This window comes from Lachnospira multipara LB2003 (assembly GCF_000702205.1).
Classification (GTDB): Bacteria; Bacillota; Clostridia; order Lachnospirales; family Lachnospiraceae; genus Lachnospira; species Lachnospira multipara_A.
Genome location: NZ_JNKW01000001.1, coordinates 213,726 through 227,764, shown reverse-complemented (window position 1 = coordinate 227,764; position 14,039 = coordinate 213,726). Strand labels below are relative to the sequence as shown.

13 protein-coding genes are annotated in these 14,039 nt (G+C 35.0%); 1 reads left to right on the top strand and 12 read right to left on the bottom strand.

From position 1 onward, the window contains the following. Window positions 1-57 precede the first annotated feature (57 nt). The gene (locus tag T537_RS0101030; RefSeq protein ID WP_031555713.1) at window positions 58-930 is read left to right on the top strand and encodes a YihY/virulence factor BrkB family protein; all 873 of its coding nucleotides are present in this window, start codon (window positions 58-60) and stop codon (window positions 928-930) included. Window positions 931-1,032: 102 nt separating this feature from the next. Here T537_RS0101030 and T537_RS0101025 read toward each other — a convergent pair whose 3' ends face one another. The 12 genes from T537_RS0101025 to T537_RS0100960 all read right to left on the bottom strand — a co-directional run bounded on the left by T537_RS0101025 (window position 1,033) and on the right by T537_RS0100960 (window position 14,037). Next, on the bottom strand, window positions 1,033-2,436 hold the full coding sequence (locus T537_RS0101025) for a PhoH family protein (protein ID WP_031555710.1): 1,404 nt from the start codon (window positions 2,434-2,436) through the stop codon (window positions 1,033-1,035). A gap of 838 nt (window positions 2,437-3,274) precedes the next feature. Beyond that, a complete protein-coding gene (gene rhaD / locus T537_RS0101015; protein WP_034244085.1) occupies window positions 3,275-4,138 on the bottom strand; it encodes a rhamnulose-1-phosphate aldolase in 864 nt (287 codons plus the stop codon). Between the two features lie 17 nt (window positions 4,139-4,155). Continuing rightward, on the bottom strand, window positions 4,156-5,418 hold the full coding sequence (locus T537_RS0101010; RefSeq protein ID WP_031555703.1) for an L-rhamnose isomerase: 1,263 nt from the start codon (window positions 5,416-5,418) through the stop codon (window positions 4,156-4,158). 33 nt (window positions 5,419-5,451) lie between these two features. Beyond that, complete coding sequence (locus T537_RS0101005; RefSeq protein ID WP_330372584.1) at window positions 5,452-6,924, bottom strand: rhamnulokinase; 1,473 nt, start codon at window positions 6,922-6,924, stop codon at window positions 5,452-5,454. Window positions 6,925-6,956: 32 nt separating this feature from the next. Continuing rightward, window positions 6,957-7,271, bottom strand: coding sequence for an L-rhamnose mutarotase (gene rhaM, locus T537_RS0101000; protein WP_031555699.1), 315 nt, complete (start codon window positions 7,269-7,271; stop codon window positions 6,957-6,959). Next, window positions 7,264-8,394 carry a glycoside hydrolase family 88/105 protein gene (locus tag T537_RS0100995; protein ID WP_034244082.1) on the bottom strand — a complete coding sequence of 377 codons (1,131 nt, stop codon included), beginning with the start codon at window positions 8,392-8,394 and terminating at the stop codon, window positions 7,264-7,266. The genes rhaM and T537_RS0100995 overlap by 8 nt, the downstream gene beginning before the upstream one ends. A gap of 32 nt (window positions 8,395-8,426) precedes the next feature. Then, complete coding sequence (locus tag T537_RS0100990) at window positions 8,427-9,734, bottom strand: TRAP transporter large permease (RefSeq protein WP_031555695.1); 1,308 nt, start codon at window positions 9,732-9,734, stop codon at window positions 8,427-8,429. A gap of 14 nt (window positions 9,735-9,748) precedes the next feature. Beyond that, a complete protein-coding gene (locus T537_RS0100985) occupies window positions 9,749-10,270 on the bottom strand; it encodes a TRAP transporter small permease (protein ID WP_051637126.1) in 522 nt (173 codons plus the stop codon). Window positions 10,271-10,289: 19 nt separating this feature from the next. Next, complete coding sequence (gene dctP / locus T537_RS0100980) at window positions 10,290-11,312, bottom strand: TRAP transporter substrate-binding protein DctP (protein ID WP_031555687.1); 1,023 nt, start codon at window positions 11,310-11,312, stop codon at window positions 10,290-10,292. A gap of 637 nt (window positions 11,313-11,949) precedes the next feature. Beyond that, window positions 11,950-12,873, bottom strand: coding sequence for an AraC family transcriptional regulator (locus T537_RS0100970; RefSeq protein WP_031555685.1), 924 nt, complete (start codon window positions 12,871-12,873; stop codon window positions 11,950-11,952). 69 nt (window positions 12,874-12,942) lie between these two features. Beyond that, window positions 12,943-13,359 (bottom strand): 2-thiouracil desulfurase family protein, encoded by a 417-nt coding sequence (locus T537_RS0100965; protein ID WP_031555681.1) that lies wholly within the window; start codon window positions 13,357-13,359, stop codon window positions 12,943-12,945. Window positions 13,360-13,392: 33 nt separating this feature from the next. After that, window positions 13,393-14,037 carry a DUF4230 domain-containing protein gene (locus T537_RS0100960; RefSeq protein ID WP_031555678.1) on the bottom strand — a complete coding sequence of 215 codons (645 nt, stop codon included), beginning with the start codon at window positions 14,035-14,037 and terminating at the stop codon, window positions 13,393-13,395. Window positions 14,038-14,039 lie beyond the last annotated feature (2 nt).

Below are 14,039 nucleotides of genomic sequence, written 5' to 3'. Positions count from 1 at the left end.
TTATTTATAAAAAATAAAATCAAAAAAGATTTGCACAAATAAAATGGGGAGATATGAATGAAAAAAAGAATATATAATGCTAGAGAAGAGATAAAAAAGAAGCCCTTTTACACCATTTTTACAGATTGCATAGCAAAGCTTTCAAAAGACAGAGTTTCTGATTACGCTGCAAGTGCTAGCTACTTTATTATACTTAGTATAATTCCTTTCTTAATGGCACTTTTGAGCATTATTAGATTTTTGCCCTTTGATAAAGATTATTTATTTGAATACATAAAACCCATAATTCCAACCTCTCTGCATGGCCTATCACAGCAGATTCTAACTGGAATTTATAATTCCCACACCACTATTACTATTGTTACAGCTATAACTTTAATATGGGCTGCGGGAAAGGGATTTTTTGCTATTCTAAAGGGATTGCACCAAATTTATGAAATTGAAAAATTTTCAAATTGGTTAATCTTAAGAATTCTTGCTAGTTTATTTGCAATTCTTTTTGTAATAATTGTTGCTGCAAGCTTATGTATTATGGTTTTTGGTAATTACATTTTTAGATTCATCCTAAAATACTTAAGCCACGTGCCAATTCTTTCAACTGTGTTTGGAACCCTTATATACAGTAAAAATGTTACTGTTCCTGTTGTTTTAACTATTATTTTTACAGGGGTTTACACATTTATTTCAAGAAAGAATACAAACTTCATAAAGGAGTTACCAGGAGGTTTATTTAGCTCCTTAGGTTGGTTTTTCCTATCCTACTTCTTCTCATTATGGGTAGACAAATCCCCTAGTTTCTCCACTATGTATGCTGGACTATCAACCCTAATTATTGCCTTAATGTGGTGTTATTTCTGCATGATTATAATATTTATTGGAGCAGAAATTAATATGTTTCTTAGAAGGCATGTGTATAAGAAAAAAGGTTAAAATCTGCTGTAATTTTTTCATAAAACTTTAAAAGGACCAAGAGGGTATCTTCCCGGTCCTTTTTTTACAAACTATCAAAACTACTAAAGCAGCTATCAGCTATTAAAGAGTCAATCTTTTTGCTGCTTCCATGGCTAGTGGACTTCGAACTGATTCATTTCTATCAAATGTTAGCTGTGCACAAAGGGTGCTTCCACGCATTTTTTCAGCCGCAAAGACTAAGCCATTGTTTATTTTATCAAGCTTTGGATTATCAATCTGATCAGGATCTCCGGCTACGATTACCTTTGTTCCCATACCAGCTCTTGAAATTATTTCAAGGATTTGTCCAACTGTTGCATTTTGTGCTTCATCAATAATTAGATAAGAACCTGTAATTGAGCGGCCTCGCATATATGCCATTGAACAAATTTCAAGGATTCCATCCTCTAACAAGTCATCAATCTGAGTATGGATCATATCCATAGACTCATTTTTTTCATTAGCCTTAAGCAAAACCTCAAGGTTATCAATAAAAGGTGCCACAAGTGGTCCCATTTTTTCTTCAAGAGTTCCTGGCAAATATCCAATATCAGCATCAGATAAGACATTATTTCTTGTAATCATGACTTTCTGATATCTTACATCCCCTCTGCCGCCCTGAGAATAACTTTCATCAAGACCTGCTGCCAGTGAAAGGAACGTCTTTGCACATCCTGCAGGCCCTCTTAAAATCACAAGGGGAATCTCTTCAGGTGGCGCCATTAAGGCATAAAGTGCGAATTTTTGTGCCACATTTTTTCCTGTAATACCAAATGGATGCAAATTATCTTTAATTCTATATAAAACATTAGCTCTACAAATTGCAAGAGCTGTCTTATCTGCTGGACTTTCTGCATTTCTTACAAGACAAAATTCATTTTCTTCCACTTTTACTTCTCTTTGGTCATCATCATAAAACTTGAATCCATCAAGGACCCCTACACTGCCTCCAGTAATCAACTCATTAAATGATTTTCCATCAACATAAGCCTCGCATCTTCCTGTGTAAATGTCTTCCTCATTATCAATTTCCTCATTATGATAACCCTGTGTTTCAACGCCACAACAAATAGCATTAATTCGCATAGATACATCATTTGTAATTAAAATAACCGGATCATCACAACTCTTAGCCCTTGTAATTACTGAACTTATAATTCTATTATCCGGCTTTTCAATACTATACCCCTGTGGCAAATTATCCTTATTAATTCCGTCTGGATCAATAATAAATTTACCACCACGAGGAAGTGGTATACCTTTTAGATAATCTCCATCATTTTTTAATGAATCAATGATTCTTATTGCTTCTCTTGCATGATAACCAACTTCACCCGGTGCACTTTTCTTCCTATCAAGCTCCTGTAAAGTTGTTGACGTAATCACCACATTATTATCATCAAAGCCATAAATGGAATTTGGCTGTTGAATTAAGATATTGGTGTCTAATACGTAGGTCTTTGTAACACACTTTTTCTTAGCCATATTCAATTCTCCAATCACGATTTATAGTTTGATTCTTCACCCTCCAAGAAGATATCTAACTTTATTTATATGTAAATTATAGCATATGTTAGATTTATTATAAATAAAAAGTATATAAGGATTATGGAAAAAAATGACAAGAAGCTTTTTAGCTTCTGGGGAATTTAGCTTCTGGGGGCGGCGGGAAGTTTAGAAGATACCCGCTTGGTTTTACTTTGTTTTTTCGATTTTTTGCCCAAAATGAAGAAAAAAATCAATTTAAGGCAACAAATCCGCTTTTCCCATATCTATTCTTAATCTTTTTCTTGATAATTTCTTCAATTAGGGCAATTTAGTAAAAAAATAAGTCTGTAAAACAGCAAATTTATTGCCCTAACGGAAAAAAATTTCCTGTTTAGGGCAAACACCTAAAAAAACGATAAATTCTAATTCAAGAAAAATTGCCCAAAACAAAGAAAAACTAAGCATTAGGGCAATTTCACCAACCTAGCAAACGCCACACTCCCGGACCCACACCAGGCAAACAGCCGAAGGCGTTTTTGCCGTCCGTCTCTTACTCCCCTCCCGGTAGGCAAACAGCCGCAGGCGCTTTTGCCGTATCCCACCCTCCGGCCTCGTTCCCCTTCCGGTAGGCAAACAGCGAAGCGTATTTGCCGTATCCCACCCTCCCAGGAGCTAAAGTCCAGGAGGTGTAACATGAATGAAATCTGGCTATAACTTTTTATAGGACAATTCTAGCAGCCTTGGTACTTAAAAAGGAGGGGCTAGTAAAACTAGACCCTCCTTTTTTTAGTATCCACTAGGCTGCTAGCTTAGCGAAAGCGTGTCCTATAAGGAGTTAATAGCCAGATGCAATGTCCGTCACCCCCTGCCTTGACTCCTCCTGCAATTCCAAGAAGTCTCGTCTGTAATTCACACCAAAGTGCTCAGCAAGCTTAACCATATCCTCATCCTTTATAGTGTTAATTTTCTCCTTGCCTGTAGCCTCTGTTAACATATAAATCTGGGCTGCCTTTTCAACTGTCTCAATAAGTCCAAAGGTCTCATCAAGATTTTTGCCAGCACCATAAATTCCATGAAGAGCCCAAACTACAAGTCTAAACTCCTTCATTTTCTTGGCTGTGGCTTCACCAATTTCATTAGTGCCACAAAGCATCCAAGGAAGGACACCAACCCCATCTGGGAAAACCACTATACATTCAGTGCACATTTCCCATAAAGTATGAGTAAATTTCTTCTCATCTAACTCATGAATATAGTTCATAGCAAGAGTGTTAGTTGGATGAGAATGGATAATTACTCTATTTTCAGGGTCCACAGATAATCTTGCCATGTGACTCATTAAGTGAGCCGGAAGTTCACTTGTAAATTTAGAGCCATCTTCAAAGCCCCAAAGAAGCTCTGCACTATGACCATCTTTAGCAATCCTTATAATTCCCAGATTATTCTGTGGTTCTTTTGAAACATTTTTAAAATATTTACCTGTACCTGTAACAATAAAAATCTTTCCAATTAGAGGATCTGCCTTAAACCCCATATCAATAAATCTAGAAATTTTTGATAAATCTAGATATTTAGCTACTTCCTCTTCCTCAAGCAAATAACTAATATTACCGCCATTTCTTTCATCCCAGCCAAGTCTATACATATTAGCTGTTGTGTCGCACATTTCCTTTACAAATTTAGCATCTAAAATGTCCATTTTTTCCTCCCAAATAACTAGCTTCTCTTAACTAGAACTTCCTCTTCGTATTTCTTAACCTCGCTATAATAGTCATCCACCACGCCTTCTCGTCTAAGATACTCCTGCCATACATCGCCAAATGGCATTTCCTTTAACTTCTCATGCATAACCATAAGCTTTGTAAAGTCAAAATTATTCTGTAATTCTTTTAAAGACTTTGGTTCAAGTAAGGCATAAAGTAAGGCCTTTTCAAGATTTCTAAGACCTGTAGCCCAAGCAGAAATACGATTGATAGAAGCATCAAAGTAATCTGTAGCAATAAAGACTCTATCAAGTGCATTAGCTCTTACGATCTCCTTGCAAATTTCCTTAGTTTCATCATCAAACAAAACTACATGGTCACTGTCCCAACGAACAGGTCTAGTAATATGGAGGGCTAAGCGCTCATTAAAAAGAAGCATTGAGCTAATCTTGTCAGACACAAGCTCCGTTGGGTGATAGTGACCGTTATCCATAAGAGGGGTGATGCCTTTATTAGCAACATAGTTCATGCAAAATTCTGCAGAACCCACTGTGTAAGACTCAACACCAATTCCAAAAACCTTAGATTCAAGGCAAATAAAAACCTTGGATTTATCATAAGGAATAGATAAAATTTCATCTAAGGACTTTTTAAATCTAGCTCTAGGACCTAATCTATCTGCAGGAATATCCTTATATCCATCAGGAATCCAGATATTCATAAGACAAGGCTTGCCAGTTTCTTTTGCAAAATATTCTGAAATTTCAATACATCTTTTACCATGCTCTACCCAAAACTTTCTTACCTCTTCATCCGGTGAAGATAGAGTAAGTCCATCCTTTACCATTGGATGTGAGAAAAATGTAGGATTAAAATCAAGTCCTAAATTATGCTCCTTAGCGAAATCCACCCATGCTTTAAAGTGCTTTGGCAAAATGCTATCTCTATCCACTTTCTTACCATTAATCATTTCTCCCTCATCAATAATTGCATAGCTTGCATGAAGATTTAGCTTTTTTGCCCCAGGAACTAAAGAAATAACCTTAGCAATATCCTCCATTAATTCCTTTGGGTTTCTTGCACGACCCATGTAATTTCCTGTTGTTTGAATGCCACCAGATAAAGCTTCCTTAGAATCAAAGCCTACAACGTCATCTCCCTGCCAGCAGTGAATTGAAATGGCCACATCCTTTAATTTATCAAGTGCGGCCTCTGTATCTACATCAAGGCTTTTGTAAATTTTTCTGGCCTCTTCATATCTTTTTACTACGTCCATAATCCCTCCGAATGTTTTTAATACATTTTTTAGCTAACTTACCGTCCTAATTTTCATAACAGGAACATTTATTAAGTTAATATTTTTCATATAGTCATTCTTCATATCATATCTCTTTATTTCAAAAGATTTTCGAACTAATTCTCTTGCCTCTTGTAAACTAAGAAGCTCTCCTGTAGCTATCATACTGGCTAAAATGTTACCAATAGCTGTAGCCTCCACAGGTCCTGCATAGGTAATTAGTCCTGTTTCTTTAGCTGTCAATTCATTTAGTAAATCAGCATTGGAACCACCGCCAATAATAAAAAGTTCCTGAAACTCTTTTCCTAGTAGCTTCTCTATTTCAAGTTTTGCCTTAGCATAACTTTTTGCTAGAGATTTATATACCACTGCTGCAAGTTGACCTAGGCTTTCTGGAAGCTGCTGATTCGTTTTTTTACAATAATTTTTTATAGCTTCTGACATGGATTTTGGTGCTAAGAATTCATTAGAGTTAACATCAACTACTGATGGGAACTCAATATTTTCCCTAGCTAATTGGCATATTTGTGAAAATGTATACTCATCCCCAAACTCTCTTTTAAGCTCCTGTATCATCCAAAGTCCCATAATATTTTTTAAGAATCTGAAGCGATAGTTAAAGCCACCCTCATTTGTAAAGTTACATTTTCTTGCTTCTTCTGTTAAACAAGGACTTGAATTTTCACAACCAAACAAAGACCAAGTGCCAGAACTAATATAGAGTACGTCAGGCTTTAAACTTGGAAGGGCCAGAATAGCTGATGCTGTATCATGGCTAGCACATAAACAAACCTTTGCTCTATAGCCAATTTCTTTAGTCATTTCCTCTGTAAAATCTGAAAGAATTACTCCTGGTTTTCTAAGTTTTAAAAAGATATCTTCTTTTAAACCAAGCATTCTTATAAGGTCGTAATCCCAGTTTTTAGTATCTGGATCTACTAGACCTGTTGAGCTTGCGTTAGTGTATTCATTTGTCTTAATACCAGTTAATTTAAAAATGAAATAATCTGGTAACATTAAAAATGTTTTTGCTTTTTTTAGACTTTCTTCTTCTAATAGTTTCATTGCCATAAGCTGATAAATTGTATTAAAAGGCTGCTTTTGTATGCCAATTCGTCTGTAAAGAGTCTTGCTATCTATAATCTTTTCCACTTCAAGATCCATACCCTTTGTTCTATCATTTCTATAAGCATAAGTCTCCCCTATTAGCTCATCCTTCTCATCTAGTAAGCAATAGTCTACAGCCCAGGTATCAATAGAGATGTACTCTGGTTTTTTACCTAACACATTACAAAGCTTTAAACCTATCTTTATCTGCCGGAAAAGATAATTAACATCCCATATCTTTGAACCTTCTTTATCCTTCATTTCATTTTTAAAGCGGTAAATTTCTTCTAAAATTAATTTACCATTATCTAAATGGCCTAAAATATGTCGACCGCTTGAGGCGCCAATATCAATGGCTAAATAATATCCTTTCATCATTGCCCCTCCCTGTATTTTGCATTTCTTAAAGATTAGCTAAGATAAAATACATTTTTTAAATCATCTTGAACTGGGCTATTATCAGCATTAACTTTCATTAAAGGTGCCATATAATCCCACCATTTTTTATTAATAGGCGTATTTGCAATTTCCTCCCATCTTTCCTCGCTTTCAACCTCTACATAGCCATATAAAACGTTGGTTTCTTCATCAAGGAAAATTGAATAATTATGACCTCCATGACTTCTAATTACTTCCTTCATTTCCGGCCAAAGTTTTTGATGTCTCTCTTCGTATGTTTTTGCGCACCTAGGATTTAGGTACATTTTAAATGCTTTTCTAATCATGTAATAAAGCCTCCGCTAAAGCCAAAATTGTTAGTGACTGTCCATAGGCCATTGGTGCAATTAAAATGTTTTTATAGTGATTAGCATCATAGCCCATGCCTGTTCCGCCGGATACATTAAGTACTGTTCCGTCTTCATCTATATTTTTCAAAATAGCTTTTATTGCCTTATCAGCTACGCAAAGATAAGAATCATCTAAGATTCCTAGTCTAATACCTTTTAAAATACCTGCTGTAATTGCTGCTGAACCTGAAACTTCTTCATAACTTGATTTATCATCAAGTACTGTATGCCAAAGTCCAGATTTTGCCTGTAATTTCTTAAGAGCAGCCGCCTGTGCCTTATAAGTATCAAGAATAAATTCCTTAACCCCTGCATTCATTGTGCCCTTAAACATATCAATATAATCAAGAATGCCAAGAGTAAACCAGCTATTACCTCTACACCAGAAGATTCCGCCGAAATTATTCATCTTATTAAAGGTCCAGCCATGATAGAATAGGCCACTATTTTTATCATAAAGATATTTAATATGCATAAGCACCTGATGAATTGACTCATCAATCCAATCCTGACGATGATATTTTTGGCCCATCTTATTAAGGAATAGTACTGTCATGAAAATGGTGTCGATCCACATTTCGTTTTCATTAAGACGAACCCCTTGTCTATCCCCGTTAGCACTTGTTACATGCTGAAAGCCTCTCTCTTTAGTTCTTGGTAGACAATTCATAAGCCAATCTGCCCAACTAAGACAAAGCTCTTCAAATTCAGGATCCTTATAACACTCATTTAGTTCCACTAAAGTAAGAAGGGGTGTTGTAGTGTTTATATTTCTAGATGGAAGGCCATTTTTTATATTCTCCTTAAACCAGTTATATAAAAACTCCTTGTAGTTATCATTGTTTTGGTATTTCATTATCTTAAGTAGTCCAAGTAAGCCTACACCCTGTGGCCAATCCCACTCTTTAATTCCAAAATCTCTCTTAAAAAATCCTACTGCCTCGCCTTTTTTTGCAAGTTCTTCATCATCCTTTGTCTCGCAACCTAAGTTCATTAACTTATTAATTACAAGCTCTAACTTTTCTTCTATTTCATTTCTGTCGTTATTTTTAATACCCATAAAATTTCCTTCTCATCCTAATAATTTTTTATCTAGCCTAGTAAACCTAAGATTCCAGGTAGCCACATACTAAAGGCTGGTACGAATGTGATAAGTAAAAGTGCTGCAACTATTACGCCAAAGTATGGTAATAGCTTCTTTATAACCTCTTCTACTTTTAGTTTTGAAACGCTACAACCTACGAATAATACGCTACCAACCGGTGGTGTAATTGTTCCAATTGAAAGGTTCATAACCATCATTACACCAAACTGGATTGGGTCCATACCAAGTGTCTTAATGATTGGTAAGAAAATTGGTGTAAAGATAAGTAAAGCTGGAGCCATATCCATGAATGTACCAACAATAAGTAAAATAAGATTGATAATAAGTAATAGTACAATCTTATTTGATGATAAGCTAAGTAAGGCTGCTGAAATTGCCTGTGGAAGGCCTGTAAAGGAAAGTACGAAAGAAAGTACTGATGAAGCACCAATAATTAACATTACAATAGCTGTCATAACTGCAGTTTCCTTTAAAATACCAGGAATATCCTTAAATTTAATACTCTTATATACAAAGCAAGCTAAGATAAAAGCGTAAACTACTGCAACACCACTAGCTTCAGTAGGTGTAAAGTAACCTGAAAGAATACCACCAATGATGATTACAATAAGGAATAAGCTTGGAATTGCATCCCAAATTGTCTTAAGTACGATTTTTTTAGTTAACTTATCTCTCTTAATAACATATCCATGTTTCTTGCTGTAAAAATATGCCACGATCATGCAAAATAGTGCCCAAAGTAAACCAGGAATCCAACCTGCCATAAGAAGAGCTGCAACTGATACACCGCCACTTGCTGCTGAATAAACAATAAATGAAGCTGTTGGAGGAATTAACTGACCTACAGGAGCTGAAGCAATATTTACTGCTGCTGAAAAAGCCTTGTTGTAACCCTGTTCCTCTTCAAGAGGATGCATAACGCCACCAATAGCTGTAGCTGCTGCAATACCTGATCCTGAAATTGAACCAAACATTGCATTACCTGCAATATTTGTCATAGCAAGGGAACCAGGAACCTTTCCCAACACAAGCATTGCTAAGTTTATCAAACGTTTCGCAATACCGCCGTTACTCATAAGTAAGCCTGCAAGTAAGAAGAAAGGAACTGCAAGTAATGTGAAACTATCGATACCTGTTACCATTTTCTGAGCTGATATAAATACTCCAAACTTAGGAGTTAAGAACATTGTTAATGTAAGTAGTGCCGATGAAATAATGCTAAATGAAACTGGAACCGACAAAGCCAGTAACAAAAAGAATGTAATTACCAATACAATTGCTGCTTGAATTTCCATAAAATCCCCCCTATTTAAACTGCCTTTTTAAATTCTGGCTTTACCTTTACTTCTGAATCCTTATCTTTCTTAGATTCAAGTCTGTAGTCATTAATGTGTTTTACAATTTTATCAATGCCATAAATTACCATTAATACACCACTAATTGGTACACAAACATAATAGACTTCCATTGGGAGCTGCATAGCTGCTGATAACTGACCTGCGGCATTTCCTGTAACCATAACACCACCAACAATCATTACAAGAACGCATAATGCAACTACAAAAGCATCAACGAATAACTTAACTAAAGCATCATTTTTCTTAGTATTTTTATTCATAAATATATTTATTGATAAATGTCTATCTTGACCATAAGCGTAAGGAACGCCCATAAATGTTACCCAAATCAACATATATCGTAGTAACTCTTCTGTATATTTACTTGGGTCATGTAAAATGAATCTAGTAAATACTTGCCAAACACAGCCAAGTACCATTCCACACACTAGAATTTCTAATACGATTTCTACTAGTTTGTTCAAATATTTCATAACTCTCTCCCATCTCTACTTAATTAGCGTAGCTTTGAATATCATCATAAAGTGCCTTATATTCTTCACCTCTTGCACAAAATTCTTCGTGAATTGGTTGAACAGCTTCAATAAATGCTGACTTATCAATATCTCTATAAACATGAACTCCCTTTGACTCTGCTTCCTCAATAGCTTCTGCCATCATGTCGTTATATACACTAACAAAATTATCATTAGTTTCTTCAAGTGCTGTTATTAAGCATTGTCTCTGTTCTTCTGTCATCTTATCCCATGTCTTTGTGCTAATAATGAAAATGTCAGGAGAAAATTGATGTTCTGTATATGTATAAGACTTTACTAAGTCTTCATGTCCATCAACTGTTAAAGCAAGCTCTGTATTTTCAGCTCCGTCTACAACTCCCTGCTGAAGAGATGCATAAGTTTCTGAACTTGCCATTGGTACTGGTGTACCACCCATCTTCTCAATAGTATCCATAGATGTTGTACTTGCCATTGAACGAATCTTAAGTCCTGCAAGAACACTAGGATCTGTTACCGCCCTTTCTTCCTTTAAGTAAAAGTTTCTAGCGCCATTAGCGTAATAACCAATTGCAATAAAACCGTACTCTCTAGTGTCTGTGAATAAATTCTTGATTTCTGTACTTTCCTTCATTGCTGTATAGTAATGTTCCTGACTTTGGAAAAGATATGGTACAGAAAAGATTGCGTATCTACTATCAAACTGACCAAGTGTATTAGAACTTACCTTTGCCATATCAAGAATGCCTGCTTGAACCATTTCTACTTCAGAACTTTCAGTTCCAAGTACACCACTTGCAAAAATCTTTACGTTAATAGTGTCGTTTGATTCTTCCTTAGTAAACTCAGAAAACTTAGCGATTGTATCAGCTATTTCTGAACCAGCCGCTTGATTATGTGCTAACTGAATGACTAATTTGTCTGAATTTTCAATTCCTTTTACGCTAATAAATGTTCGACCTACAATTATCAAACATAATATTATGCATAAAAACCCCAAATATTTCTTTTTAAACTTCATGAAATACCTCCCTTATGTATTCTTTGCTTAACCCTATTACATTTAACATATAGCTATCTGTTGGTCACATTATATCATTAATGTTTTTAACTTTTCTTAAACTATATTGCGGGATGAAGAAGAAATTCAAACTATATTGCACTGTTGGGGGAGGGTGAAGGGAAGGATAAGATGTTAGGAGTGACCTACGAAAAACACGCTCCCGCTTTAGTGCAGCTCGTAGCAGCTGCTAAGCAATCCTTACGGCTTTGCCTTAGGATTGCAAGCACTGACGGCTGCACAATTTTTTTCTTAAGGTCACTCCTAACTCCCCCCTCCACTTCATCACTCCCCAAAGCCGCGCAACCTGGGAGGGTTGGGAGGTTTGGGGGTGAGTGTACGACAAATGCGCTTCGCTGTTTGTCTACAGGGAGGATGGACTTGCTCTTTGACGGGGAGGGAAGTTCGGCAAATGCGCTTCGCTATTTGCCTACTGGGGAGGGAGAACTTGCTCTTTGGTTAGATAAAAAATATCCCATCTTTGCTTTATACAAAAATGGGATTTATTTTTTATTCTATTGTTTCATATTTTATTTCTTATTTTTTGTCTATAAGTTCACCTATTAATTTTATAATTTTCTATTGATTTAAAATATAATTATATATAATCCGAATCATCTATAGTATTTAACTCTTTCTGTCCATATATCACACTATGATGACTTTTCTTATACTTCAATGGTGTTACGTTCATAAATTTCTTAAAGACTCTTTCGAAATAAGTCATGCTTTCAAAGCCTAATAGGTCCGCTATTTCTAAGATACTTTTATCTGAATTTTCTAATAAATCTGTTGCCTTTTTTATTCTTAAAATATTAACATATTCTGTTATGGTAAATCCTGTATATTCTTTAAAAATTCTACAAAGATAATACTTGCTAAGATAGAGCTTATCTGATATTTCTTCTAATAAAATCTGCTTAGTATAGTTTTTCTCTAGATAGCTTGAAATCTTAGATACTGTCTGGGCTCTTTGATCATCTCTTGGGGCTGCTATATTTTCATTATTACCATAGCTTTGAGAAAATCTTGCAAGCCAGGATAACAGATATATATAGATTCTATCTTTATAGCCTTTTTTCTTCTTAGTAAACTCATGGCGCAAATCTCTATACAAATTCAAAAAGTTAGCTTTTTGTTCATCATTAAAATGATATATGCCATAATTTTTATGAAAAAAGTCGACTAAATTTAGACCTGGATAAAGCTTATCAAATTCACACATTTGCTCATAATCAATATAAAGAATCACTCTATTATAGCCTTTGTCATCTTCATCCACTGTTCTTGTAGTATGCACAAGATTAGTATCGATTATTGCTAGATCTCCTGCGTATGCATTATAGGATTTATTATTAAAGAAAAATTGACGTTTGCCTTCAATTATGTAGAAGAACTCATATTGACTATGAAAATGTTTAACCTTCATATCAAACTTTTGATATCTAATAAGTTGCTCTACTGAAACTCCATCAACTTTCCCAAAAAATGTAATCTTGTTATCTACTGTAATTTCCTTCATTTTTCAAGCCCCCAAACTAGAAATTGCTTATATTACATTTAGTTATACATCACGTATTTTCTTCAATAATTACAAATCTTCCACATCTACCATCTTAATTCCATGTTCTTTCAATAGACTTGCAAAAATCCCTTGTCCATTAATAAGAGTTTTGCTAAATGTTCCATCGTATATATTCTTCACGCCACAAGAAGGGCTTCTTGATTGTAAGATTACCATATCAACTTTTTCTTTTAAGACTAGTTCTAGAGCTATTCTTGCTCCTTCTCTAAATTCTCTATCTACGATATTTCCGTTATTCTGTGTAACTACTCCGTTGACAATCTCAGAAGGATTTCTTGGAGTAGAAAGTCCACCCATTACCTCTGGACAAACAGGAATACATTCATGGCCGTAAATAAAATCCATAACTTTTTTGTTGTAATTATTACCACCATTGTATTTACAATTTTGTCCAAGAAGGCAGGCACTAACTGCTATTTTCATATGTGCATCCTTTCCAATTTTTTCTAAAAAAAGTTATTCTTCTATTGTTTCAAAAACTATATCATATGTCTCACCATTTATGTTTCCTAGCTGATCAAAATAATTCTTTATTAGCTTCTCTGCACGTTCCTCGGCACTTAAAAGCAATGAACTATCATTTTCAATTTGTTTCCTAATGCTTGCTTCAGAATTATTAAATGCCTTTGCCACATCTTCACTTTTAATATCATTAACTCCGGCACTTTTATCAACTATTCCAATAATTGGCAAGGCGTTATCGCTACTTACAATAACATTTGTGGACTCATCAAAAACAGGATCAATACTTATAATTTTTGCCTTAGGCATATGAACCACTACCTTTTTGTCTTCTTCACTAAAATCCATTGTCACCAAAGACATATCAATACCTAATTTTACTTTTCCTGAATATTCAAACCAAAATTTTCTATCTGCTTCCCCAATATGGGCTGGACCAAAACCTGCGGACTTCACAGATTTTGAGACATTATGATAATAACATTCAAGTGTTGCCAGATTACTAAGAGATCTAACTTGCATAATATCTGGTTTTACTGTTTCTTTTTTGTCTTCTTTCTTCTCTCCACAAGCTGTCATACAAAGCATAATCATGGAAAGAGCAACGATACATATTTTTCTAAAATTTATTTTCTTCATAA